21 protein-coding genes and 4 tRNA genes are annotated in these 26502 nt (G+C 45.0%); 18 read left to right on the forward strand and 7 right to left on the reverse strand.

Annotated features, from left to right (window positions below; all coding sequences use genetic code 11):
• Window positions 1-735: 735 nt before the first annotated feature.
• Window positions 736-2076 carry a CDP-diacylglycerol--serine O-phosphatidyltransferase gene (pssA, locus tag MSG38_RS18870; protein WP_086971616.1) on the reverse strand — a complete coding sequence of 447 codons (1341 nt, stop codon included), beginning with the start codon at window positions 2074-2076 and terminating at the stop codon, window positions 736-738.
• Window positions 2077-2167: 91 nt separating this feature from the next.
• Window positions 2168-2599: a GNAT family N-acetyltransferase gene (locus MSG38_RS18875; RefSeq protein WP_248402406.1), complete on the reverse strand. Its 432-nt coding sequence runs from the start codon at window positions 2597-2599 to the stop codon at window positions 2168-2170.
• Between the two features lie 66 nt (window positions 2600-2665).
• Here MSG38_RS18875 and murB point away from each other — a divergent pair, with 66 nt between their 5' ends.
• Window positions 2666-3712 carry a UDP-N-acetylmuramate dehydrogenase gene (gene murB, locus MSG38_RS18880; protein WP_050642983.1) on the forward strand — a complete coding sequence of 349 codons (1047 nt, stop codon included), beginning with the start codon at window positions 2666-2668 and terminating at the stop codon, window positions 3710-3712.
• Entirely contained in the window at window positions 3709-4674 is a 966-nt protein-coding gene (birA, locus tag MSG38_RS18885) for a bifunctional biotin--[acetyl-CoA-carboxylase] ligase/biotin operon repressor BirA (protein WP_248402407.1), read from the forward strand. Before murB ends, birA begins: the two co-directional genes overlap by 4 nt.
• 7 nt (window positions 4675-4681) lie before the next feature.
• Here birA and coaA read toward each other — a convergent pair whose 3' ends face one another.
• Window positions 4682-5605 carry a type I pantothenate kinase gene (coaA, locus tag MSG38_RS18890; RefSeq protein ID WP_017066910.1) on the reverse strand — a complete coding sequence of 308 codons (924 nt, stop codon included), beginning with the start codon at window positions 5603-5605 and terminating at the stop codon, window positions 4682-4684.
• A 210-nt stretch (window positions 5606-5815) separates the two neighbouring features.
• On the opposite strand from coaA, the gene MSG38_RS18895 reads away from it, so the two are divergent.
• From MSG38_RS18895 to rpoC, 13 genes are all read left to right on the forward strand, one after another.
• A tRNA-Thr gene (locus MSG38_RS18895) sits at window positions 5816-5891 on the forward strand.
• Window positions 5892-5935: 44 nt separating this feature from the next.
• Window positions 5936-6020 (forward strand) — tRNA-Tyr (locus tag MSG38_RS18900).
• A gap of 39 nt (window positions 6021-6059) precedes the next feature.
• A tRNA-Gly gene (locus MSG38_RS18905) sits at window positions 6060-6134 on the forward strand.
• 13 nt (window positions 6135-6147) lie between these two features.
• Window positions 6148-6223: transfer RNA gene (locus tag MSG38_RS18910), tRNA-Thr, on the forward strand.
• A gap of 95 nt (window positions 6224-6318) precedes the next feature.
• On the forward strand, window positions 6319-7503 hold the full coding sequence (gene tuf, locus MSG38_RS18915) for an elongation factor Tu (RefSeq protein WP_010435158.1): 1185 nt from the start codon (window positions 6319-6321) through the stop codon (window positions 7501-7503).
• A gap of 223 nt (window positions 7504-7726) precedes the next feature.
• Window positions 7727-8104, forward strand: a complete 378-nt coding sequence (gene secE / locus MSG38_RS18920; protein ID WP_059021913.1) for a preprotein translocase subunit SecE — start codon at window positions 7727-7729, stop codon at window positions 8102-8104.
• Window positions 8105-8117: 13 nt separating this feature from the next.
• Window positions 8118-8666, forward strand: a complete 549-nt coding sequence (nusG, locus tag MSG38_RS18925; protein WP_010435556.1) for a transcription termination/antitermination protein NusG — start codon at window positions 8118-8120, stop codon at window positions 8664-8666.
• 213 nt (window positions 8667-8879) lie between these two features.
• The gene (rplK, locus tag MSG38_RS18930) at window positions 8880-9308 is read left to right on the forward strand and encodes a 50S ribosomal protein L11 (protein ID WP_010435555.1); all 429 of its coding nucleotides are present in this window, start codon (window positions 8880-8882) and stop codon (window positions 9306-9308) included.
• Between the two features lie 4 nt (window positions 9309-9312).
• Window positions 9313-10017, forward strand: a complete 705-nt coding sequence (gene rplA / locus MSG38_RS18935) for a 50S ribosomal protein L1 (RefSeq protein WP_017060523.1) — start codon at window positions 9313-9315, stop codon at window positions 10015-10017.
• A 250-nt stretch (window positions 10018-10267) separates the two neighbouring features.
• Window positions 10268-10762 (forward strand): 50S ribosomal protein L10, encoded by a 495-nt coding sequence (rplJ, locus tag MSG38_RS18940; protein WP_010435550.1) that lies wholly within the window; start codon window positions 10268-10270, stop codon window positions 10760-10762.
• A gap of 57 nt (window positions 10763-10819) precedes the next feature.
• Entirely contained in the window at window positions 10820-11188 is a 369-nt protein-coding gene (gene rplL / locus MSG38_RS18945; protein WP_017631516.1) for a 50S ribosomal protein L7/L12, read from the forward strand.
• A gap of 235 nt (window positions 11189-11423) precedes the next feature.
• Window positions 11424-15452, forward strand: coding sequence for a DNA-directed RNA polymerase subunit beta (rpoB, locus tag MSG38_RS18950; RefSeq protein WP_017060526.1), 4029 nt, complete (start codon window positions 11424-11426; stop codon window positions 15450-15452).
• Between the two features lie 91 nt (window positions 15453-15543).
• Complete coding sequence (rpoC, locus tag MSG38_RS18955) at window positions 15544-19746, forward strand: DNA-directed RNA polymerase subunit beta' (protein ID WP_017060527.1); 4203 nt, start codon at window positions 15544-15546, stop codon at window positions 19744-19746.
• Between the two features lie 331 nt (window positions 19747-20077).
• Here rpoC and MSG38_RS18960 read toward each other — a convergent pair whose 3' ends face one another.
• Window positions 20078-20575 (reverse strand): Rsd/AlgQ family anti-sigma factor, encoded by a 498-nt coding sequence (locus MSG38_RS18960; protein ID WP_017096512.1) that lies wholly within the window; start codon window positions 20573-20575, stop codon window positions 20078-20080.
• A gap of 165 nt (window positions 20576-20740) precedes the next feature.
• Here MSG38_RS18960 and nudC point away from each other — a divergent pair, with 165 nt between their 5' ends.
• Window positions 20741-21550, forward strand: coding sequence for an NAD(+) diphosphatase (gene nudC / locus MSG38_RS18965; RefSeq protein WP_050642895.1), 810 nt, complete (start codon window positions 20741-20743; stop codon window positions 21548-21550).
• Window positions 21551-21849: 299 nt separating this feature from the next.
• Window positions 21850-22917 carry a uroporphyrinogen decarboxylase gene (gene hemE / locus MSG38_RS18970; RefSeq protein WP_059021917.1) on the forward strand — a complete coding sequence of 356 codons (1068 nt, stop codon included), beginning with the start codon at window positions 21850-21852 and terminating at the stop codon, window positions 22915-22917.
• 103 nt (window positions 22918-23020) lie between these two features.
• On the opposite strand, the gene MSG38_RS18975 is transcribed toward hemE, so the two are convergent.
• Window positions 23021-23614, reverse strand: a complete 594-nt coding sequence (locus MSG38_RS18975) for a uracil-DNA glycosylase family protein (protein WP_050649600.1) — start codon at window positions 23612-23614, stop codon at window positions 23021-23023.
• The gene (locus MSG38_RS18980) at window positions 23614-24540 is read right to left on the reverse strand and encodes a D-2-hydroxyacid dehydrogenase (protein WP_248402408.1); all 927 of its coding nucleotides are present in this window, start codon (window positions 24538-24540) and stop codon (window positions 23614-23616) included. Before MSG38_RS18980 ends, MSG38_RS18975 begins: the two co-directional genes overlap by 1 nt.
• 71 nt (window positions 24541-24611) lie before the next feature.
• Between MSG38_RS18980 and MSG38_RS18985 the strand changes: the two genes are divergently transcribed.
• Window positions 24612-25199 carry a DUF416 family protein gene (locus MSG38_RS18985; RefSeq protein WP_017062699.1) on the forward strand — a complete coding sequence of 196 codons (588 nt, stop codon included), beginning with the start codon at window positions 24612-24614 and terminating at the stop codon, window positions 25197-25199.
• An 80-nt stretch (window positions 25200-25279) separates the two neighbouring features.
• On the opposite strand, the gene MSG38_RS18990 is transcribed toward MSG38_RS18985, so the two are convergent.
• Entirely contained in the window at window positions 25280-26461 is a 1182-nt protein-coding gene (locus MSG38_RS18990; RefSeq protein WP_048614994.1) for a hemolysin family protein, read from the reverse strand.
• Window positions 26462-26502 lie beyond the last annotated feature (41 nt).

Raw genomic sequence — 26502 nt, forward strand, 5'->3', positions numbered from 1 at the left:
GAATACCGGCCTGTCACGCCGGGGGTCGCGGGTTCGAGTCCCGTCCACTCCGCCACTTATTAGAGAAGCCCTGCTAGAAATAGCAGGGCTTTTTTACATTTGAAGAAAAGTGTTTTGTGGTTAAATTGTATGAGTGCTGTAAAGGCACCGAGCCCCTGCACTTCATGTTATTCCGGCACATATTAGAAAGCCTAGTCTGACGACTAGGCTTTCGTCGTTTCTGGCGTATGTGTTTGGGATATTGGCTACAGATTCTTATCACTATCCATGAGATGTCTCTCTGGCCGTCAGGAGGTGCTTCTTGGGAATATAAGCGGTTACTTCTAACTCTGGTAGTTGAGCTAAAATAGAGCAGAGCATCAACCTGAGGGCTTTACTATGTGAGATTCCCCATTACGCTCGCACTTTGCTTTAGGGAATGACGAACATTATTGCTTTTGGTACGTATAGGATAATTGTCGATTATGTTCGTATTGGGACTCGTTTAACTGCTCTCTAAACCATACCAGATACACGTATCTGAAACTCTTAGACTGACTAAGGAAAAGGTACGGTGTTTAATACTTCCAGCTATCACAATCACTATGAATAAATAGAGATGGTGACTTAAAGGACCATTAAGTAAACCTATCTCGCTATCTCGCTATCTCGCTATCTCGCTATCTCGCTATCTCGTAGATATAAAAACGCCTAGCGTTTGCTAGGCGTTGATAAATAGTGTTTCTAATACACCGACTACAGTATTTGTTTGAGTACTCTGTCGGCTTTCACACGAGTGATCTTACGAATCAACTTCTGAACTTCCATCGGGTAGCTCTCTACCTTATCTAGCTGCTTATAAGTACAGATAAGCTGAGTGTGTTGAAGGATATTATCCACTTCAGCCTGGAATTTATCAGTTAGGTGATGGTAGTTATCTTGGATAAAGATACCGTTCTCCAGATCCAGCTTCCATGCGCGTGGGTTTAGGTTATTACCTGTTAGTAGCATGTAGCGCTTATCTACCCATATGCCCTTTAGGTGGAAGCTATTGGAATCGTGTTGCCAAAGTCGAATTGATAGATTACGGCTAGCAATATGAGCTTCATTCGCTTTAGCGAAACGGCGTAAGTTCAGTTCGTAAAGGTATGGCAAACCACCAATCGTTTTAAACTCTTCTTCTGGCGAGATAAAGAAATCATTCGCTGTCTTATCGCCAACAACAATGCTGACCTTTACGCCACGCTTGAGTGCTTTCTTCACTTCTTTAGCTAGGCTAGGTGGGAAGTTGAAGTAAGGTGTGCAGATAAAGATTTCATCTTTAGCTTGCGCTACGAGTTGATTGATTCCCTGATTCAGACGGTTACGTCTTTTACCGATACCAACCAAGGGTGTTACAGCCACTTGGTCTGCTGAAACCTCTTGCCCTTCGAATTGATACTGAGATCTTGCTAATGATGCACGAAACTGACGAATCGCTGGTTTCAGTTCTTTGGTCGCAGGCTTGTTCTTATCAGCCAGGTCATAAACAGCGCTGTCCGCAACCATCTGTTCGTGTACGTAGGCAAACATTGAGTCAGCAAGAGCCGCGTTGTTTAAAACGTGGTAACGATCAAAGCGATAGCGGTCATGGTAATTCAGGTAGATATTGTTAAGGCTTGCACCGCTGTATATCACGCTGTCATCGACGATAAAGCCTTTTAAGTGCAATACGCCAAAGACTTCTTTGCCGCGAACGGGAATGCCATAGACAGGCACAGAATGTTGATATTTTTCTGCAAACTCTTTATACATGGCTGCATTGCCTTCAGAAGACTCTGCACCAATCAATCCGCGCTGCGCTCGGTGCCAATCGACACAAACGCTCACGTCTAATTCTGGATTCTTTTGCTTTGCTTCATATAAGGCAGTTAGGATCTCACGGCCAGCTTCATCATCTTCAAGGTACAAAGCGACTAAACTAATACGAGTCGTTGCGCGAGATATCTCATCAAGTAGGCGAGTTCGAAACTCTTTCGCTGATAGTAGTACTTCAAACTTGTCAGGATTCTGCGCTATGGTTGGCAACTGTATGAATGGATTCCTACTGGCAATCATATTGACTGTTTTACCTTAAAAATATGCAAAATTGCGAACCTTTAATTTTACCAAAGGGATAGCACCAAATACTAGATAATCGAGGCATTCTCTAACAAATTTGCTGATAATGCATAGGAATGAGATCTTTTCCGCTATTCGAATAGCGCTCGTATAAAAGTCTTAAACCATTTGGTAGATCTTTAGGGTCTACTTGTACGAATTTGTGTCGCGCGTAAAAATTGGTGAGATGAGCGTACGCAAAGCAGTAATCGTCTTCCGTAAGCGTATGTTGCGCACAATAATCCATAAGCTGGGAGCCTAATTGCTGACCACGATGTTGTTTTGATATAGCCATACCGGTAAGTAAGCGACTATTTTCTATTGTACGAAAACGCACGACACCGCACAGCTCGTTATCCAGTAATAACGAGTAGATCAGTTCACTCTTATTCGCTTTTCCCGTTGGGTAGTGTTCTTTATAGAAACGTTTAACTAGGGGAACCTTTACTGGGTCTAATTGAGTAATGATGACATTGTTCATTCAGTCACTGCGCCATTGGTTTATCTGCTGTAGAATGACCGCAGTGTAAGTTAATTGAATATCGCCATGCAATTCCATCTCAATGCTAGTTTAAAAAATGTTCATACTTTTTCCATCGATCAGACGTGTGATGCGTTGGTTGAAGTCACCACTACCGAAGAACTGATTTCGCTTTACAAAGACCCTAAATGGTCAGCTTTGCCTAAGTTGATACTGGGTAAGGGCAGTAATATGCTTTTTACGGAGCACTTCGCTGGCCTGGTCATTGTGAATAAATTAGCCGGGATTGAGCTGACCGAGACGGACAGTCATCACCTACTGCATGTAAGTGGTGGCGAGGATTGGCCAAGCTTGGTTAAGTGGAGTGTGGATAAGGGGTTGGGTGGCCTAGAAAACCTAGCAATGATACCCGGCTGTTCAGGCTCTGCTCCGATTCAGAATATTGGTGCGTATGGTGTTGAGCTGCAAGATGTATGCGAGTATGTCGATATTCTGTGTCTGGATACTTATACAGTTAAGCGATTAAGCAAAGAAGAGTGTCTCTTTGGTTACCGAGATTCTATTTTCAAACACGCTCTCTACGGTAAAGCGATTGTTGTTGCGATTGGTTTAACGTTGTCGAAAGAGTGGCAGCCATGCAATCACTATGGCCCGTTAAAAAGCCTAGCAGCCGATACGCTCTCTCCTCGCACTATATTTGATGAAGTGTGTGCTATCCGTTCAAGTAAGCTACCAGACCCTAGAGTACAAGGGAATGCGGGCAGTTTCTTCAAAAACCCTGTGATCACCAAAGATCATTTTGATCGCCTGTTAGCTCTATACCCAAACATTGTCGGCTATGAGAGTAATGACATGATCAAAGTCGCTGCTGGTTGGCTGATTGATCAATGCCAGTTCAAAGGCGTGACTGAAGGTGGCGCTCAGGTTCACCCTAACCAAGCATTGGTTATCATCAATTATGATGAGGCTTCTGCCGTGGATATCCTTAAGCTTGCAGAGCGAGTACGCCAGTCCGTTTTGAATAAATTCGATATTCGATTGGAACATGAAGTGCGTTTTATGGGACGAGACTGCGAGACAAACCTAGACAAGGCTTTGGAGTCATTGGCATGAGAGAGCACAGTACCAAGCTTGCACTATTGAGATGCCTTGCTGACGGTGAGTTTCATTCAGGTGAAGACCTAGGTGAAATGATTGGTGTATCACGAGCGGCTATCAGTAAGCACATTAAAGGTATTCAAGAGTGGGGGGTAGATATCTACCGAGTACAAGGCAAGGGCTACAAGCTAGCCAGTCGATTAGATATGCTTGACCAAGAAAAATTGTCTGCAGTTAGTCGCGATGCTTCTCTTGAGTTGATTCCAATCATAGGTTCTACAAACCAGCACCTATTAGAGCGTACTAACACCCTTGAATCGGGTTCTGTCTGCATTGCGGAATATCAAGCGGCGGGCCGTGGACGCCGTGGACGAGAGTGGGTATCACCATTCGGTGCAAACCTCTATCTTTCAATGTATTGGAGACTTGACGCAGGGATGGCTGCTGCGATGGGCTTAAGCCTTGTGGTTGGTGTTGCTGTTGTTGAAGCTTTGGAAGAAATGGGTGTAGAAGGTGTAAAGCTCAAATGGCCGAACGACCTCTACCATAATGATAAGAAGCTTGCAGGTATCTTGGTCGAGCTGTCAGGGCAGTCTGGTGGCGCTGCGCATATTGTGATTGGTTTAGGGCTAAACCTATCCATGGATCCAACAACATCAGGTATTGGGCAACCATGGACTTCCCTTAAAGAAGTGTGTGATGGGAAGGTGCCAGACCGTAACCAGTTAGCGCAGGCTTTGATCAATGCTTGGGATAAATCTCTTGCCGATTATGAGTTGAAAGGAATGTCCAACTTTGTAGAGCGTTGGAACCGATTGGATAATTTCTTAGGTCGCAATGTTAGGTTGATCATTGGACCTAGAGAAATTGAAGGTGTTGTTCAAGGTATCGATGAACAAGGCGCTGTATTGCTCAAAACTGAGAATGGTGTCGAGAGCTATATTGGTGGCGAGATATCGCTAAGAAAAGGCGATTAAGGCGTTACTATTTTCTTAGTAACACTTCTTCAACCATATGATCTGCGCCTTTACGTAGAATCAGGTGAGCCCTTTCTCTTGTCGGAAGGATATTTTGTTCAAGGTTCAAGCCATTAATTGAACTCCAGATACCTTCCGCTTTATCTAATGCGGCTTGGTTCGATAATTTAGTGTAATGACTAAAGTAAGAGCCAGGCTTAGTAAACGCACCATCGCGGAATTTCATAAAACGATTGACGTACCACTCTTTGATTTGTTGGCTATCAGCGTCAACATAGAGTGAGAAATCAAGGAAGTCTGAAATAAACACGCGATGTGGTTCGTGTGGATAATTCATTCCGGTTTGTAAGACATTAAGCCCTTCAATAATAAGCACATCTGGTAGGTCGACGCACTTAACGTCATCAGTAATGTTGTACGTAAGATGCGAGTAAACAGGGGCTGTAACATTTCTCTTGCATGCCTTTACATCCGAAACAAAGTTCACTAAACGCTTGATATCGTAAGACTCCGGAAAGCCCTTTTTGCTCATCAAGCCTTTCTCTTCTAAGACCTCGTTTGGATATAAAAAGCCATCGGTTGTCACTAGCTCAACTTTTGGGTGGTTTTCCCAGCGAGAGAGTAGGGCTTTAAGCAGACGCGCAGTGGTACTTTTGCCAACGGCTACGCTACCCGCAATACCGATGATAAAAGGTGGCGCTTTCTCTTTCTTATCTAGAAATTGGTGGAGTACCGAGTTTCTATTCTGTCTGGCTGCCACATAGAGGTTCAATAGACGAGATAACGGTAGATAGATCTCTACTGCCTCTTCCATTGTGAGCTTTTCATTGATGCCTTGAAGCTCTTTTAAGTCGCTCTCAGAAAGTGTCATCGGAACTAAATTCCTTAGCTCAGACCAACGTTCGCGGTCAAATGACATAAATGGGCTCATACAAAACTCTATAGTGGATAACAAAACAAGTGCATGGAAAATACATCAAGCGATAGATAAATAAAATATCTTCCTGTACTAGATGCGGGTTAAAGACGTAAACCTTGAGCTAAATAGCCGTATGTAGGAGTTTGGTCAGAGAATTTTGCACTTTTTTTCAATTTACTATTGCAAGGTGGAAAATCATTCAATAAAATGCGCCCCACTTGTGCCGACTTAGCTCAGTAGGTAGAGCAACTGACTTGTAATCAGTAGGTCACCAGTTCGATTCCGGTAGTCGGCACCACTTTCTCCCTTCCTTTTAGGAAAGCGAGAGAAAGCTCAAAATTTGGAGAGGTTCCCGAGTGGCCAAAGGGAGCAGACTGTAAATCTGTTGGCACTGCCTTCGATGGTTCGAATCCGTCCCTCTCCACCATATTCTAAAGGTTAAATAGCTCAAACAGAGTTACGTGTTGCGTGCATCGTATAATGGCTATTACCTCAGCCTTCCAAGCTGATGATGCGGGTTCGATTCCCGCTGCACGCTCCAACTCATTTTGTGTGCTGATATAGCTCAGTCGGTAGAGCGCACCCTTGGTAAGGGTGAGGTCCCCAGTTCGACTCTGGGTATTAGCACCAGTCTAAAGCTTCTTCTCCTTTAATAAAGAAAACCATTTTTTTTGGTTGCGTGGTCTTATTTTAAGCCACCTAATCCGTACCTAGAGGGACACCCCATGTCTAAAGAAAAATTTGAACGTACGAAACCGCACGTAAACGTTGGTACTATCGGCCACGTTGACCACGGTAAAACAACTCTAACTGCTGCTATCTGTACTACACTTGCAAAAGTGTACGGTGGTGTTGCTAAAGATTTCGCATCTATCGATAACGCTCCAGAAGAGCGCGAGCGCGGTATCACAATCGCAACTTCTCACGTTGAGTACGATACTCCAGCACGTCACTACGCACACGTAGACTGTCCAGGACACGCGGATTATGTTAAAAACATGATCACTGGTGCTGCACAAATGGACGGCGGTATCCTAGTTGTTGCTGCGACTGACGGCCCTATGCCTCAAACTCGTGAGCACATCCTACTTGGTCGTCAAGTTGGTATCCCTTACATCATCGTATTCATGAACAAATGTGACATGGTAGATGACGAAGAGCTACTTGAGCTAGTTGAGATGGAAGTTCGTGAACTTCTTTCTGAATACGACTTCCCTGGTGATGACCTACCAGTTATCCAAGGTTCTGCACTTGGCGCACTAAACGGCGAGAAGCAGTGGGAAGATAAGATCGTTGAGCTTGCAGAAGCACTAGATTCTTACATTCCTGAGCCAGAGCGTGCAGTTGACCAACCGTTCCTACTACCAATTGAAGATGTATTCTCAATCCAAGGTCGTGGTACTGTTGTAACTGGTCGTATCGAGCGCGGTATCCTACGTGTAGGTGACGAAGTAGAAATCGTTGGTATCAAAGAGACTACTCTTACTACTTGTACTGGTGTTGAAATGTTCCGTAAACTGCTTGACGAAGGTCGTGCAGGTGAGAACGTTGGTGCACTTCTACGTGGTACTAAGCGTGATGACGTTGAACGTGGTCAAGTACTTTCTGCGAAAGGTTCTATCAACCCACACACTAAGTTTGAGTCTGAAGTATACGTACTTTCTAAAGACGAAGGCGGCCGTCACACTCCTTTCTTCAAAGGTTACCGTCCACAGTTCTACTTCCGTACAACTGACGTAACAGGCGACATCACTCTACCAGAAGGCGTAGAAATGGTAATGCCAGGTGACAACGTTCAAATGACTGTTGAGCTAATCGCTCCAATCGCAATGGACGAAGGTCTACGTTTCGCAATCCGCGAAGGTGGCCGTACAGTTGGTGCTGGTGTTGTAGCTAAAATCTTTGCATAAGATTTGACGAACCACTAGTAAAAAGGGCATCATTTGATGCCCTTTTTCTGCGCTAAAAAAAGAGTTGGATGTTTTGACATCGATTTTTGCTCTTAGCAAAGAATTAAACGGTCTTTTTGACTAAAATGACTGTTAGATGTGTTGTTTTGCAACGCAAAGGAATGTGCCCTGCAACAGCGGGGTTATTGTCGTCTATATTTAAGACTTATCACAGGTTGGTTTTATGAAAGCAAACGCTGAAACTCCTGATAGCTCAGGTGCAGCAGATACAATGAAGTGGATTGTCGCTTTTGTTCTGTTGGCTACTGCTGTTGTGGGTAATTACCTGTATGGTGAATTGTCTGTTGTAATTCGCGCTGCAGGTGTAGTTGTGCTGATTGCTGCCGCACTAGGCGTTGCAGCAACAACAACTAAAGGTAAAGCTGCGATCGATTTTGCAAAAGAATCTCGTATGGAGATTCGTAAAGTTGTTTGGCCTACTCGCCAAGAAACTATGCAAACTACATTGATCGTTTTAGCTGTATGTATTGTTATGTCTCTAGTGCTTTGGGGAATTGACGGCATTATGGTCCGTCTAGTTTCTCTAGCAACTGGGGTGTAGAGGGTTCTGATTCATGAGTGAAGCTCCAAAAAAACGTTGGTATGTAGTTCAAGCCTTTTCTGGCTTTGAAGGTCGTGTTGCACAGTCGCTACGCGAGCATATTAAAATGCACAACATGGAAGAACTATTTGGCGATGTGCTAGTACCTACTGAAGAAGTAGTGGAAATGCGTGCAGGCCAACGCCGTAAAAGTGAACGTAAATTCTTCCCTGGCTACGTATTAGTTCAAATGATCATGAATGATGAATCATGGCACTTAGTACGCAGCATTCCGCGTGTTATGGGCTTCATTGGTGGTACCTCTGATCGTCCTGCACCAATCACTGATAAAGAAGCTGATGCTATCTTGAACCGTCTAGAGAAAGCGAGCGAGTCTCCACGTCCTAAGACAATGTTCGAAGCGGGTGAAGTGGTTCGTGTGAACGATGGTCCATTTGCTGACTTCAACGGTACTGTTGAAGAAGTAGATTACGAGAAAAGCCGCATTAAGGTATCTGTATCGATCTTTGGTCGTGCAACACCGGTTGAGCTTGAATTTGGTCAGGTTGAAAAACTGGACTAAAACTCTAAATTTTGAACAAGCTGTGGATAAATGCTTCATAAGTTGTTCAAAATAAAAGAGTATAAAAAATCACCTTTTTAGGGTTGTTAAAGGCGCGAATTATGATTATAATTTCGCGCCTTTTTGCTTCTGTGGAAGTGAAAAAGAGTTAATTGAATTTATGGGGAGCTCGCCTTGCGGCTAGCGCATGTACCCAAAATATTAGGAAATATCATGGCTAAGAAAGTTGAAGCTTATATCAAACTGCAAGTTGCAGCTGGTATGGCAAACCCAAGTCCACCGGTTGGTCCTGCTCTAGGTCAACACGGCGTGAACATCATGGAATTCTGTAAAGCGTTCAACGCAAAAACAGAATCTGTTGAGAAAGGTCTACCTACTCCAGTAGTTATTACTGTTTACAACGACCGTTCTTTCACGTTCGTAACTAAGACTCCACCTGCTGCTGTTCTTCTTAAGAAAGCTGCTGGCGTTAAGTCTGGTTCAGGTCGTCCAAACACTGAGAAAGTTGGTACTGTTACTGACGCTCAAGTTCAGGAAATCGCAGAAACTAAAGCTGCTGATATGACTGGTGCTGACATCGAAGCAATGAAACGTTCTATTGCTGGTACTGCTCGTTCAATGGGCCTAGTGGTAGAGGGATAAGATCATGGCTAAACTTACTAAGCGTATGCGCGTAATCCGCGACAAAGTTGACTCAACTAAAGAATACGAAATCAGCGAAGCTGTTGCTCTTCTTAAAGAACTAGCGACTGCTAAATTCGTTGAGTCTGTAGATGTTGCTGTTAACCTAGGCATCGATGCTCGTAAATCTGACCAAAACGTTCGTGGCGCAACAGTGCTACCTCACGGTACTGGCCGTGACATCCGCGTTGCTGTTTTCACTCAAGGTGCAAACGCAGAAGCTGCTAAAGCTGCTGGCGCAGATATCGTTGGTATGGAAGATCTTGCTGAGCAAGTGAAAAAAGGCGAAATGAACTTCGACGTAGTTGTTGCTTCTCCAGATGCAATGCGTGTTGTTGGTCAACTAGGTACAATCCTAGGTCCACGCGGCCTTATGCCAAACCCTAAAGTTGGTACTGTAACTCCTAACGTTGCTGAAGCGGTTAAGAACGCTAAAGCTGGTCAGGTTCGTTACCGTAACGACAAGAACGGCATCATCCACACTACTATCGGTAAAGCATCTTTCGAAGCTAGCCAGCTTCAAGAGAACCTAGAAGCTCTTCTAGTTGCTCTTAAGAAAGCTAAGCCTTCTTCAGCTAAGGGTTCTTACCTGAAGAAAGTAAGCATCTCTACTACGATGGGTGCTGGTGTTGCTGTTGATCAAGCTAGTCTTGACACTCAAGCAAACTAATTTGCTTAGGCGCAGATTTAGTGTATACTTCTGCGCCTAATATTTGTGGTTGGGTGGTTTTAAAGCAATTTGAAATCATCTATCCCAAGACCGTAGGCGCTGTCGATTTTCATTAGATTATTGATAGCTTAATAAAACCTACGTAGGCGATGTTGTGGTTTGAAATGAATTTATTCATTTTTAAATAACATCGTAAACGCTCATTACATTTTGTATTGAGTGCTGTAATCACAACCAGAGGTTAATCCAAATGGCTTTAAATCTTCAAGACAAAAAAGCAATTGTTGCTGAAGTCAACGAAGCTGCCAGTGGTGCACTTTCTGCAGTTGTAGCTGATTCTCGTGGCGTTGAAGTTGGCGCAATGACTTCTCTACGTAAACAAGCTCGCGAAGCGGGTGTTTACATGAAAGTTGTTCGTAACACACTAGCACGCCGTGCGGTTCAGGGTACAGACTACGAGTGTCTAGTAGACACTTTCACTGGTCCAACTCTGATCGCATTCTCTAATGAGCACCCAGGTGCTGCAGCGCGTCTTTTCAAAGACTTCGCTAAAGAGAATAAAGATTTCGAGATCAAAGCTGCTGCATTTGAAGGCGCAGTTACTGATGCTGAAGTACTAGCGACACTACCAACTTACGACGAAGCTATCGCACGCCTAATGATGTGCATGAAAGAAGCTTCTGCTGGCAAGCTGGTTCGTACTATCGCTGCTGTTCGCGACCAAAAAGAAGAAGCTGCGGCATAAGCCTTGCTTTTCACTGGTTGCTATTTAAACTTATTGTTGACTTAAAAGAGAATTGTTATGTCTATTACTAACGAGCAAATCCTAGACGCAGTTGCAGAAATGTCTGTAATGCAAGTTGTTGAGCTTATCGAAGCTATGGAAGAGAAATTCGGCGTTACTGCAGCTGCTGCTGTTGTAGCTGGCGGCGCAGCTGGCGGCGACGCTGCTGCTGAGCAAACTGAATTCGACGTTATCCTAACTGCTGCTGGCGCTAACAAAGTACAAGTTATCAAAGCTGTACGTGGCGCAACTGGCCTAGGTCTTAAAGAAGCTAAAGGTCTTGTAGACTCAGCTCCTGCAGCGCTTAAAGAAGGCGTTGACAAAGCTGAAGCTGAAGCTCTTAAAGCACAGCTAGAAGAAGCTGGCGCTTCTGTTGAAATCAAGTAATTATTACTTAATTTCTTAGCCGCAAGGCTAATGGCTGGTGGTTTATTAACCACCGGCCTTTTTGCGCTGTAGGGCTATGACGAATTTTCCGCTGTTTAACCGTCATAATCCGAGCAAAAAAACAGTCATTTTTTCGAAATGATTGTTCACTACAGTAAACAGCTGTTTGTCACCGCCCCCTCTTGAAGAGTGTTTTGGGTGGTTTGGGTCACTTATCAGCGAGCTGAGGAACCCCATGGTTTACTCTTATACCGAGAAAAAGCGCATCCGTAAGGATTTTGGTACTCGTCCACAAGTTTTGGACATTCCATACCTGTTATCGATCCAGCTTGATTCTTTCGACAAATTCATCGAACAGGATCCAGAAGGTCAATACGGTCTTGAAGCTGCTTTCCGTTCTGTATTTCCAATTCAGAGCTACAACGGCAATTCTGAGCTGCAATACGTTAGCTACCGTCTTGGTGAGCCAGTTTTTGACGTTAAAGAATGTCAAATCCGCGGTGTTACTTACTCAAAGCCACTACGCGTAAAACTACGTCTAGTTATCTTTGATCGAGATGCACCAGCAGGTACTGTAAAAGACATTAAAGAACAAGAAGTCTACATGGGCGAAATTCCGCTTATGACAGACAATGGTACTTTCGTAATTAATGGTACCGAGAGGGTTATCGTATCCCAGCTGCACCGAAGCCCAGGCGTGTTCTTCGACAGTGATAAGGGTAAGACCCACTCATCAGGTAAAGTTCTTTATAACGCACGTGTAATTCCTTACCGTGGCTCATGGTTAGACTTTGAGTTCGATCCTAAGGATAACTTATTCGTACGTATCGACCGTCGTCGTAAGCTACCAGCATCGATTATTCTTCGTGCGCTTGGTAAATCGACTGAAGAGATCCTAGATCTATTCTTCGACAAAGTGAACTTCGAAGTTAAAGACCAAACTCTTCTTATGGAGTTGGTTCCTGATCGTCTACGTGGTGAAACTGCGTCATTCGACATCGAAGCAAACGGCAAAACTTACGTTGAGACTGGTCGTCGTGTTACTGCTCGTCATATCCGTCAACTTGAAAAAGATGGCGTTGAGCACATCGAAGTACCAGTAGAGTACATCGTTGGTAAAGTTGCATCTAAAGATTACATCAATGAAGCAACTGGCGAGATCATCGTTGGCGCGAACCAAGAGATTAGCTTAGAAGCACTTGCTAACCTGTCTCAAGCAGGTCACAAGGCTCTACAAACTCTGTTCACGAATGACCTAGATCACGGTCCATTCATGTCAGACACTCTACGTGCAGATAGCACAGTAGATCGCATCTCTGCATTGGTAGAAATCTACCGCATGATGCGTCCTGGCGAGCCACCAACGAAAGAAGCTGCAGAGTCTCTATTCGAAAGCCTATTCTTCTCTGAAGAACGTTACGACCTATCAACTGTAGGCCGTATGAAGTTCAACAGCTCTATCGAGCGTGAAGAAGAAGAAGAGCGCGGTACTCTGGATGAATCAGACATCATCGAAGTGATGAAGAAACTGATTGGTATCCGTAACGGTATTGGTGAAGTGGACGATATCGACCACCTTGGCAACCGTCGTATCCGTTCTGTAGGTGAAATGGCAGAAAACCAATTCCGTGTTGGTCTAGTTCGTGTAGAACGTGCCGTTAAAGAGCGCCTAAGTCTTGGTGACCTTGATGCAATCATGCCTCAAGATCTTATCAACGCTAAGCCGATCTCTGCTGCAGTTAAAGAATTCTTTGGCTCTTCACAGCTTTCACAGTTCATGGACCAAAACAACCCATTGTCAGAAGTTACGCACAAACGTCGTATCTCTGCTTTAGGTCCTGGTGGTCTTACTCGTGAGCGCGCAGGCTTCGAAGTACGTGACGTTCACGTAACTCACTACGGTCGTCTATGTCCGATCGAAACGCCTGAAGGTCCAAACATCGGTCTAATTAACTCGCTATCTGCGTTTGCACGTTGTAACGATTACGGTTTCCTAGAAACTCCGTACCGTCGTGTAGTAGATGGTGTAGTAACAGAAGAAGTTGATTACCTGTCTGCAATCCAGGAAGGTCAATTCGTAATCGCGCAAGCAAACACCATTCTTACTGAAGAAGGTACGTTTGCAGATGAGCTAATCACAGCTCGTCAAAAAGGTGAATCTGGTCTTCACCCACGCGATCACGTTGACTACATGGACGTTGCGACAAACCAAGTAGTATCTATCGCTGCTTCGCTTATCCCGTTCCTAGAACACGATGATGCGAACCGTGCATTGATGGGTGCCAACATGCAACGTCAAGCTGTACCAACACTTAAGGCTGATAAGCCTCTAGTCGGTACTGGTATCGAACGTAACATCGCAGTTGACTCTGGTGTTACAGCGGTTGCTAAACGTGGTGGTCAAGTTCAGTCTGTAGACGCTTCTCGTATCGTAGTTAAGGTTAACGAAGATGAATTGGTACCTGGCGAAGCTGGTATCGATATTTACAACCTAACTAAGTACACGCGTTCGAACCAAAACACATGTATTAACCAACGTCCAACTGTACTTCCTGGTGAACCAGTTGCACGCGGCGATGTTCTTGCTGATGGTCCTTCAACAGACCTTGGTGAACTAGCTCTTGGCCAAAACATGCGTATCGCATTCATGCCTTGGAACGGTTACAACTTCGAAGACTCGATCTTAGTATCTGAGCGCGTAGTTCAAGAAGACCGTTTCACGACAATCCACATTCAAGAACTATCTTGTGTGGCTCGTGATACTAAGCTGGGTTCTGAAGAGATCACAGCTGATATTCCAAACGTAGGTGAGTCTGCTCTGTCTAAACTAGACGAGTCAGGTATCGTTTACATTGGTGCTGAAGTTAAGGGTGGCGACATCCTAGTTGGTAAAGTAACCCCTAAAGGTGAAACTCAACTGACTCCTGAAGAGAAGCTACTACGTGCTATCTTCGGTGAGAAAGCATCTGATGTTAAAGATACTTCTCTACGTGTACCAAACTCTGTTTCGGGTACTATCATCGATGTACAAGTCTTCACTCGCGATGGCGTAGAGAAAGACAAGCGTGCACTTGAAATCGAACAGATGCAGCTTAAAGAAGCTAAGAAAGACCTAACTGAAGAGTTCCAAATTCTTGAGGGTGGCCTTCTTAACCGTGTTAAAGCTGTACTTCTGTCTGGTGGTTACTCTGAAGCTAAGCTTGATACTATCGGTCGTAAGCAATGGCTAGAGCAAGTTCTAGAAGACGATGCGCTACAAACACAGCTTGAGCAACTTGCTGAGCAGTGGGATGAGCTAAAAGCAGACTTCGATAAGAAGTTTGAAACTAAGCGTCGTAAAATCACTCAAGGTGATGATCTAGCGCCTGGCGTTCTTAAGATTGTTAAAGTTTACCTAGCGGTTAAACGTCGTATCCAGCCTGGTGATAAGATGGCCGGTCGTCACGGTAACAAAGGTGTAATCTCTAAGATTAACCCTGTTGAAGACATGCCATACGATGAGAAAGGTCAGCCTGTAGACATCGTACTTAACCCGCTGGGTGTACCATCGCGTATGAACATCGGTCAGATCCTAGAAGTTCACTTAGGTTTGGCTGCGAAAGGTATCGGTGACAAGATCAACCAAATGGTTAAGGAACAACAAGAACTGCATAAGTTCCGTGAGTTCCTACAGAAGGTTTACGATCTTGGTGATACTCGTCAGAAAGTTGATATTGCTGAACTGTCTGATGATCAAGTTCGTACACTGATCAAGAACCTACGTGGCGGTCTACCGATTGCTACTCCTGTGTTCGACGGTGCTTCTGAGTCTCTAATCAAAGAACTACTTAAACTGGGTGATCTGCCAGAATCTGGTCAGCTTAAACTGTTTGATGGTCGTACTGGTGATTCGTTTGAGCGTCCTGTAACTGTTGGTTACATGTACATGCTGAAACTGAACCACTTGGTTGATGACAAGATGCATGCTCGTTCAACTGGTTCTTACAGCCTAGTAACTCAGCAACCACTTGGTGGTAAAGCTCAGTTCGGTGGTCAGCGTTTCGGTGAGATGGAAGTATGGGCACTAGAAGCATACGGTGCTGCATATACTCTACAAGAAATGCTAACAGTTAAGTCAGATGACGTTAACGGCCGTACTAAGATGTATAAGAACATCGTAGACGGTAACCATAGCATGGAACCTGGTATGCCTGAGTCGTTCAACGTACTGTTGAAAGAGATTCGCTCGCTAGGTATCAACATCGAGCTAGAAGACGAAGAGTAATCCCTCCTCTTTTTAAAAGAAGATAGGATTATTTGGTAAAAGGGAGCTTGCTACAGCAGTGAGCTCCTTTAACTCCTTACAGGAGCTGAATGTGAAAGACTTATTAAACTTTCTAAAAGCACAGCATAAGACCGAAGAATTTGATGCAATCAAAATCGGTCTATCTTCACCAGACATGATCCGTTCATGGTCTTTTGGTGAAGTTAAAAAGCCGGAAACAATTAACTATCGTACGTTCAAACCTGAACGTGATGGTCTGTTCTGTGCACGTATTTTTGGTCCAGTTAAAGACTACGAATGTCTTTGTGGCAAATACAAGCGCCTGAAGCACCGTGGTGTTATCTGTGAGAAGTGTGGCGTTGAAGTTACACAAACTAAAGTTCGTCGTGACCGCATGGGCCACATCGAGCTAGCTTCACCAGTTGCTCACATCTGGTTCCTAAAATCACTGCCGTCTCGTATCGGTCTGCTAATGGATATCCCTCTACGTGATATCGAACGTGTTCTTTACTTCGAGATGTACGTAGTAACTGAACCAGGTATGACTGATCTAGAAAAATCTCAGATGCTTACTGAAGAAGAGTATCTGGATCGTCTAGAAGAGTGGGGTGACGAATTCACTGCTAAGATGGGTGCTGAAGCGATCAAAGATCTGCTTGCAACAATGGACCTTCATCAAGAAGTGGAAGAAATGCGCGAAGAGTTAGAAACAACTAACTCAGAAACTAAGCGTAAAAAAGTTACTAAGCGCCTGAAGCTAGTTGAAGCGTTCATTGCATCGGGTAACGATCCGCAATGGATGATTCTGACTGTACTTCCGGTTCTGCCGCCAGATCTACGTCCTCTAGTACCACTAGATGGCGGTCGTTTTGCGACTTCAGATCTGAACGACCTTTACCGTCGTGTGATCAACCGTAACAACCGTTTGAAGCGTCTTCTAGAGCTAGCTGCTCCGGACATCATCGTACGTAACGAAAAGCGTATGCTGCAAGAGTCTGTTGATGCACTTCTAGATAACGGTCGTCGTGGTCGTGCTATCACTGGTTCTAACAAGCGTCCTCTGAAATCTCTTGCTGATATGATCAAGGGTAAACAAGGTCGTTTCCGTCAGAACCTTCTGGGTAAACGTGTAGACTACTCTGGCCGTTCTGTAATCACAGTAGGTCCATACCTTCGTCTACATCAGTGTGGTCTTCCTAAGAAGATGGCACTTGAGCTATTTAAGCCGTTCATCTACAGCAAGCTAGAAACTCGTGGCATGGCTACGACAATCAAAGCTGCTAAGAAGATGGTAGAGCGCGAAGAAGCTATCGTTTGGGATATCCTAGACGAAGTAATCCGCGAACACCCAGTACTGCTTAACCGTGCACCTACACTTCACCGTCTAGGTATCCAAGCGTTTGAACCAGTACTAATCGAAGGTAAAGCGATTCAGCTTCACCCACTAGTGTGTGCGGCATACAACGCCGACTTCGATGGTGACCAAATGGCGGTACACGTGCCTCTAACTCTAGAAGCACAGCTTGAAGCACGTACACTGATGATGTCGACGAATAACATTCTGTCGCCAGCGTCAGGTGATCCGATCATCGTACCTTCTCAGGACGTTGTATTGGGTCTTTATTACATGACACGTGACAAGATCAACGTGAAAGGCGAAGGTATGTACCTTGCTGGCCCTGCTGAGGCTGAAAAGGCATACCGTACTAAGACTGCTGAGCTACACGCTCGCGTTAAAGTACGTATCACCGAGACTGTAGTGGACGAAGATGGTAACAGCACTACTGAAACGAAGATGGTTGATACAACTGTCGGCCGTGCAATGCTATGGCAAATCGTTCCAGCTGGCCTACCGTACAGCATCGTTAACCAAAAGTTAGGTAAGAAGCAGATCTCTACTCTTCTTAACGAGTGTTACCGTAAGCTTGGTCTAAAAGATACAGTAGTATTTGCTGACCAAATCATGTACGCAGGTTTTGCATACGCTGCACTTTCTGGTGTTTCTGTAGGTATCGACGATATGGTTGTACCTCAAGCGAAATACGATGAAATTGAATCTGCTGAAGAAGAAGTTCGCGAAATCCAAGAGCAATTCCAATCTGGTCTTGTTACTGCGGGTGAGCGTTACAACAAAGTTATCGATATCTGGGCATCTACGAATGACCGCGTTGCGAAAGCAATGATGGATAACCTATCTTCTGAAACAGTTATCAACCGTGACGGCGAAGAAGAACAGCAAGAATCGTTCAACAGCATCTACATGATGGCCGACTCGGGCGCACGTGGTTCTGCAGCTCAGATTCGTCAGCTAGCAGGTATGCGTGGTCTGATGGCGCGTCCAGATGGTTCAATCATCGAAACGCCGATCACAGCGAACTTTAAAGAAGGTCTAAACGTCCTTCAGTACTTTATCTCAACGCACGGTGCTCGTAAGGGTCTTGCGGATACGGCACTGAAAACAGCAAACTCGGGTTACCTAACTCGTCGTCTAGTAGACGTTGCTCAAGACGTTGTAGTACACGAACATGACTGTGGCACGCATGAAGGTATCGACATGATGCCTCACATCGAAGGTGGTGACGTTAAAGTTGCACTTTCTGAGCTTGCTCTAGGTCGTGTAGTAGCTGAAGACGTTCTTAAGCCTGGTACCGAAGATGTACTGATTCCACGTAATACTCTGATTGATGAGAAGTGGTGTCAAATCATGGAAGACAACTCAGTAGATAGCATGAAAGTGCGCTCTGTTGTTACCTGTGATGCAGACTTCGGTTGTTGTGCACAGTGTTACGGTCGTGACCTAGCACGTGGTCACCTAGTGAACCAAGGTGAAGCAGTTGGTGTTATCGCTGCACAATCTATCGGTGAACCGGGTACACAGCTAACGATGCGTACGTTCCACATCGGTGGTGCGGCATCTACTGCAGCAGCAGAGAACAGCATCCAAGCTAAGACAACTGGTACTGTGAAACTTCACAATGCTAAGTTCGTAGTTAACAAAGATAAGAAACTGGTTATCACTTCTCGTGCATCTGAGATGACGATTATTGATGAATTCGGCCGTACTAAAGAGAAGCACAAACTTCCTTACGGTTCGATGCTAACCAAAGGCGACAACGCAGCAGTTACTGCTGGTGAAGTTGTAGCTAACTGGGAAGCGCATACCATGCCAATCATCACTGAAGTGGCAGGTCGTATCCAATTCGTAGATATGATCGATGGTATTACAGTTTCTCGTCAAACTGACGATCTAACGGGTCTTTCTTCAAGTGAAGTTACAGACGCAGCAGCTCGCCCAGCAGCAGGTAAAGATATGCGTCCAGCTATCAAACTTGTTGATGAGCAGGGTAACGACGTAATGATCCCTGGTACTGATATGCCAGCTCACTACTTCCTACCTGGCAAAGCGATTGTAAACATCGAAGATGGCGCTGAAGTTGGCATCGGTGACACACTATCTCGTATCCCTCAAAAATCGAGCGGAAACAAAGATATCACCGGTGGTCTACCACGCGTAGCTGACCTATTCGAAGCTCGTAAGCCTAAAGAGCCTGCGATCCTTGCTGAGCACACAGGTACTGTGTCTTTCGGTAAAGAAACGAAAGGTAAGCGTCGTCTAGTTATCACTCGTGAAGGCGGTGACGCTTACGAAGAGATGATTCCTAAGCATCGTCAATTGAACGTGTTCGAAGGTGAGAAGATTGAACGTGGTGATGTAATCGCCGACGGTCCTGAAACTCCACACGATATCCTGCGTCTACGTGGTATCCACGCAGTAACTCAGTACATCGCGAACGAAGTTCAAGAAGTTTACCGCTTACAAGGCGTAAAGATTAACGATAAGCACATCGAGACTATCGTTCGTCAAATGCTACGTAAGTGTACAATCACTCATTCTGGTGACTCTCCGTTCCTACCTGGCGAACAAGTTGAGTACCACAATGTTAAGATTGCTAACCGTAAGCTAGAAGCTGAAGGTAAAGAACTAGTACGTTTCGAACGTGATCTACTAGGTATTACTAAAGCATCTCTTGCAACTGAGTCATTTATCTCAGCTGCATCGTTCCAAGAAACGACTCGCGTACTAACAGAAGCTGCGGTTTCTGGTAAGCGTGATGACCTTCGCGGTCTGAAAGAGAACGTAATTGTTGGTCGTCTGATCCCAGCTGGTACTGGTTTCGCATACCACCAAGAGCGTCAAAAGCAACGTGAAGAAGAGCAAGAAGGTCCTTCAGCTGAACAAGCTACTGACAATCTAGCAGCACTTCTAAACGCTGGTTTCTCTTCAGAAGAGTAAGCTCTACGAGTAGTCTCTAAGAGATAAGAAAAAGGCACCTTCGGGTGCCTTTTTTGTATCTGGCGTATTGGTATTTAGCTATGAACTTATAAAGTGATAGGTGTGCTTATCTAGCTGGTGGGGTTGGATTTATGTCCTGAAGAGTGCTCTTTGAGGCCAGTAAGATAAAGGGTAGAGATGATTAGGCTGATTAGGGCTGTAACCATATGCTTATGGCTAAAGGTCAGGGCGAGCGAGTAAGCTCTGTCTGAAAGGTTCTGGGTAGTTTGGATAAGCTTACAGACAAAACAAAAAGCTTGCACAGAGGCAAGCTTATTAAGGATTCGGCTAACTAAGCGCCAGGTGGAATCGCTAAACTGTCTGCAATAAGCTGGATAAGATTATCTTCTACTTCAAAACGTACTTCGAGTAGTTCACCTACTTTTGACATATCTCCTTCGAAGTTAGGCAACTCATCGTCTGCATTTACTTTAACGTACTTATCATTGAACTCTAGAAGCGGCTCGGTTGTAAGTACGATCTTCGCGTAAGTTGTATCAATCTCGTCATTGGTTTTAAAGCCTGTTGCTTGCCATTTTTTCATGACCATATCGTAGATCTTAAAATGACCCTCTGAGATATAATCGACAACATGATCGCAGAATGAGCTTATTTCTTTAGGAGAAGGGAGTTCAACAACGTTTGATTGCCCGTTGCTAGCTGGCTGCAAGGCACCTAGCTTACAATACTCAACGATTAGAGACTGTCGAGTTTCGAGCCAATGATCGATGACCTCATTAGAGCCACCCCATTGTTCTTGTATTTGTTTGAATTTATTTAGCATGACCATGTCCTCATGATCTGATCACAACCTTGTGATCAAGTAATTGCCTAAGCAGGGTCCGTTTTATTGGTAGCTACTAAAAGTAATAGCTTGAAATATTCTCTGCTACAACTCTAGTATGAAATTAGATTGCCAGTAAAATGAACGAACTGCAAGCAATGAGGCATAGGGATGTTAAAAAAAAGTGATAACAAAATGACAGAGCAAGCTTATTGGTGCGTCGTTTCTGGTAGTGATATTTGGGTTAATAATGATCAGTTTCCGTTTGGCTCTGCTGAAGAGCTAGGGCTGAGTGTGGAGCATGCAATCTGTATTGGTCAGCATCAAGGTCGCAAGGTGTATTGGCTCAACGATTGTGATGTGGAGAATGAGCTGAGCATGGTTAGCCTAAGAGAGTTACTGCACTGGCCTGAAGCGAGTTTCTTGACTGCAAGCAAAGCCATCCAATATGGGCATATGACTCAAAGTATGCGTTTTTGCCCTCAGTGTGGTGGTCGAAATCATCTCAACCATAACCAGGTGGCGATGCAGTGTGGAGATTGCCGCACACTTCATTATCCTCGTATATTCCCGTGCATCATTGTCGCTGTGCGAAACGACAACAAGATATTGCTTGCGCAGCACCCAAGACATAAAACAGGCATGTATACCGTGATAGCGGGCTTCCTAGAGGTTGGAGAGACCTTAGAGCAGTGTGTGGCAAGAGAAGTCAAAGAAGAAACGGGTATCGATGTCGATAATATTCGTTATTTTGGCAGCCAGCCATGGGCGTTTCCATCGAGTATGATGATGGGCTTTCTCGCAGATTATGCTGGTGGTACGCTTAAGCCTGATTACAGCGAGCTATCGGATGCTCAATGGTTTGACGTAACAAGCCTACCTGATGTTGCTCCTGTTGGAACCATTGCGAGACAGTTGATTGAGAAAACCGTTGATGACGTGATGAAAGATGGTGTGACGGAGCAGATGCTAGAGCACTAATTTTCCTGTGATAGTATTTGGCCTATGGGTGGTCAAAAGCTAAAAAAAACCCTCCACAAGTGGAGGGGGTAAGTAAGATGTCGTTATGAGATGCTGAGTAGTGACTACTCAGATGTTATAATTGTAATTTTCGCTAGCGAACAAATTTTTAACATGCTCCCGTAATTGGGTGCAAATTAAGCATTGATTTAAAAGTTAATAACTTGATCTAGGTTGCAAAGCACACAGCTTTTACCCTTCAATCAGTGTTAGAATACTTGCCATCAAAACTAGACAAGATTGAATTGGAATTTAACGGAATGACCGAATTAAAAAACGATCGCTATTTACGCGCACTTTTAAAACAGCCTGTTGATTACACACCGGTATGGATGATGCGCCAAGCTGGCCGCTATCTTCCTGAATACAAAGCAACGCGCGCTGAAGCGGGCGATTTCATGTCTTTGTGCAAAAACGCGGAACTGGCATCAGAAGTAACACTTCAACCTTTACGTCGTTTCCCGCTTGATGCGGCAATCTTGTTCTCAGACATCCTAACTATCCCTGATGCAATGGGCTTAGGTTTGTACTTTGAAACAGGTGAAGGTCCTAAGTTTGAGCGTCCTATCACGTGTAAAGCTGACGTAGAGAAGATTGGCCTACCTGATCCAGAAGGTGAGCTTCAATACGTAATGAATGCCGTTCGTCAGATCCGTAAAGACCTGAACGGCGAAGTGCCACTGATTGGTTTCTCTGGTAGCCCATGGACTCTAGCGACATACATGGTTGAAGGTGGAAGCTCTAAAGCATTCACTAAGATCAAGAAGATGATGTACGCAGAACCACAAACGCTGCACCTGCTTCTAGACAAGCTGGCTGACAGTGTTATCGAATACCTGAACGCGCAAATTAAAGCGGGTGCTCAATCGGTAATGGTATTTGATACATGGGGTGGTGTACTGACTCCTCGCGACTACAACCTATTCTCACTGCAATACATGCACAAAATCGTTGATGGCCTAATCCGTGAAAACGAAGGTCGTCGAGTACCGGTTACTCTGTTCACTAAGAACGGTGGCATGTGGCTTGAGTCTATCGCAGCAACAGGTTGTGATGCGGTTGGTCTAGACTGGACAATCAACATCGCAGATGCAAAAGCTCGCATCGGCGACAAAGTTGCTCTGCAAGGTAACATGGATCCTTCAATGCTGTACGCTCAGCCTGAACGTATTCGCGAAGAAGTGGGCAGCATCCTTGAAGGCTTCGGCGACGGTGGTACAGGTCATGTATTTAACCTAGGCCACGGTATCCACTTAGATGTACCTCCAGAGAACGCTGGTGTATTCGTTGACGCTGTTCACGAATTGTCTAAGCCTTACCACAAGTAATTCTGAGTAAGATGATTGAAAGCGCTGTTGGGAAACCAACGGCGCTTTTTTATTGCCTGAAATTGGCATTTGATAGCAGTTCAATCTTATTGTGTGCAGTTAATTAGGTATTTGGATCATGGTAGGCCAAATGCTCTGAGATGTGTTTCCTGATATAAGGAATGACTTCATTTTCAAACCAAGGGTTCTTCTTGAGCCAGATATTATTGCGTGGCGAAGGGTGAGGTAGAGGCAAAAACTCAGGCGCCCACCTTTGCCAATCACGCACGGTTTCGGTCAATGTGCTGGTGGCTTTGTTTGTTAGGTAATGGTTTTGTGCGTACTGGCCAATCAGCAGTGTCATTTGAATATTGGGTAGAGATTGCAGCACTTTGTTGTGCCAAAGCTCCGCGCACTCTTTGCGTGGTGGAAGATCACCACTTTTCCCTTTCCCCGGATAACAAAACCCCATAGGCACAATCGCGACTTTTTGCTCGTCGTAAAAAGTATCGCTATCTATCCCTAACCATCCTCTTAATCGTTCGCCACTAGCGTCATTCCAAGGGATCGACGACTCATGCACCTTGATACCCGGCGCTTGACCTATGATCAGCAAGCGTGCGTTTGGATGCGCTTGAATCACCGGGTTGGCACCGTGTGATAGGTGAGGCTCACAAGCTCGGCATTGTCGAATCTCTTTAAGTAACGAAGAGGACATCAGTAACCTTTGTCAAAATCGATGACATGATTAAGCGTAAAGCCATCTCGCCACTGTTTGTAATTCTCTGCGAAGATCTCGACGACTTGTCTTGGCTCACTGAGTGCAGCGATGTGTGGGGTGATGGTGACTTGTGGTAGCTTCCATAAAGGGTGTTCCTGAGAGAGGGGCTCACTTTCAAACACATCTAAAAATGCGTGTTCTACCCATCTGTTTTTTATGGCGAGCAACAAGGCTTTATTGTCGATGCTTTCCCCTCGACCGACATTAAACAGCAACACATTAGAGCAGTAACCTAACGTGGTTTGGTTCAACAGCTGATAGGTTTCAGCGGTTGATGGCAAGGTGTTGACCACAATATCGGCCTGCTTGAGTGCAGCCTCTATCTCATTGATGTGGAAGGTCTCTTTAAAGGTTTCTTGTTTGGATGGGATGCCGGTACGGTTGACACCAATGGTATGAATGCCAAAAGCCGCCGCGGTTTTTGCCAAATGACTGCCGATTGAACCTGTTCCTAAAATCACCATAGTTTTGTCAGTTAGGCTAGTATAAAGCTGTGGCTGCCAGTTTCGTTGTTGTTGATGCTGGTGGTAATGAGGGAAGTGTCTACAGTGACTGATTGTGTAACCCAATACGTATTCTGCGATAGCCGGGCCAAAGATGCCTTTAACGTTGGTTAGCGTATAGTCCTGACGCAGATCTGGCTGAGTGAGTTTATTGATTCCGGCATAGGTACTCTGTACCCAGTCTAGCTCTTTAAACTCGCCGAGGCGCTCTGCGATTAGAGGTGGTGACGCCAAGACAATCTGTGCTGATTCGGGGTTTTGAGTGATTTCTAGGTCGGGTAAATCCTGGTTTAGAATCAGTTGCGTATAGGTATCGTCATGCTCAGTAAGAATATAGAGCTTATTCGTAAAATTGTTCATCGGCTTACCTTTTCCCCCCAGGGTTTATCAAGTACACTTTCGCTGTCTTTTTCTGCAATTATTGAGTGACTATGCTTCAGAATCCACTGCAGGTTCGTCTAGAAAAGTTAGAACCTTGGCAACAAATTACCTTTATGGCGTGTCTATGTGAGCGTATGTACCCTAACTATGCCATGTTTTGTGAGAATACAGAATTTGCGGAAGCTCGAATCTATCGTGATGTTTTGGATAGCATTTGGGAAATCCTGACGGTTAAAACAGCAAAGGTGAACTTTGAGCGTCAACTTGAGAAGGTTGAAGAGCTATTCCCTAGCGGTGATGATTTTGATTTTTATGGTGTTTACCCAGCAATGGACGCATGCCAAGGCCTAGCAACGCTAATTCATGGTTTGCTTGACCGTGAACATATGTTGGAAGCGGTAATTAAAGTGAGTCAACAATCGGTGAAGACGGTTGCTGAGCTTGAGTTTGCTCAAGGCGCTGAAGAAGTGACGAACGAAAACCAGAAAGAAAACGAAGCGGTATGTGAAGAGTGGGACGTTCAGTGGGCCATTTTCCGACCTCTACGTGAAACGACTGAGCGTGACTTAGAGTTGATCAAAGACCTACGCCACGAACTGCGTGAAGACCCAGTCAGTAACATTGGTGTTGCGCTATAATTCGCTAACGCACCAAGGTACGAATAAAAATAAAGGCTCCCTAGGGAGCCTTTGTTGTATCTGACGGTATCAAATTTAGATTAAGCGTCTTTTTTGTCTTCGTTCTGCGCTTTGTCTTTTGATGCCTTATCTTTTGAGGCGTCGTCGTCATCCGTTGATTTTGCATCTGAAGAGTCGTTGTCTGCTGGAGTTGCTTCCTCTAGCTCGTCCTCGTCATCGCGGTTTTCGATAACGCCGTGTGTCTCTTTCCACTTTTCCCAGCGTTGGAACGCCAGTTCTTGCATGTCAGTCGTCTTATCCGCTTCATCGACAATCTCTTCGCCTACTAGGTGCTCAAAGATGTCTTCTAGGGTGATGATGCCCTGAATAGTGCCGTATTCGTCCACAACTAAAGACAGTTGCAGGCGGTTTGCCATCATCTGGTCAAAGGCCTTAGCCAAGCCCATGTTGTTCAGCAACACGTGGATAGGGCGCATTACCTCACCCAGAGCTTTTTCACCACAACCGGCTTGCTGCAATCTAAACAGCTCTAGGCGGTGAACAAAACCGATGATGTTGTCACTCTGCTCGCTGTAAACCAGCGGACGTGAGAACGGCGTGTCTTTATGTTGTTCTAGGAACGTATTCACACTCATTTCTGCATCAACACGGAATACCACTGGGCGCGGCGTCATTACCTGAGTCACGGGTACATCTTGAATACCCAGTAGGTTACTCAGGATTTTTGACTCGCCTTCTGCAAATTCACCGCTCTCTTTTGCCAAAATCGCCATTGCAGATAACTCATCACGCATTTTTGGTGCCTGGTGGCCACGAGCAAGACGTTTGGTGATCTGTTCTGAGAACCAGACAAACGGTGTTAGGAAGAACACCATCCAACGAAGCACGCTTGCCGAAGCAGGAGCAAGTTGACGCCAGTAGGTTGCACCAATGGTCTTTGGAACAATCTCAGACAATACCAAGATACCCAGCGTTAGTACGGCAGAGAAGACACCTAACCATTGGCTACCAAAAACGACAGCCGCTTGTGCACCTGCTGTCGCAGCACCGATAGTATGCGCGATGGTGTTGAGCGTTAAAATTGACGCAAGCGGGCGGTCAATATCTGTTTTCAGTTTGTCTAAAGACTCTGCTGCAGGGTGCCCATTTTGTTTTAGTTGAGCAATGTAGCTCGGACTAATACTCAAAAGTACAGCTTCCAAAACAGAACAAATGAAAGAGACTCCAATAGCAATGGAGACGTAAATAGTTAGCAGCAGCATGTTTGCCCTTAAATTAAATTGTACGCTTTAGCAGCGATTCA

The organism is Vibrio sp. 1CM24A (genome assembly GCF_023161725.1).
Lineage (GTDB): Bacteria > Pseudomonadota > Gammaproteobacteria > Enterobacterales > Vibrionaceae > Vibrio > Vibrio coralliirubri.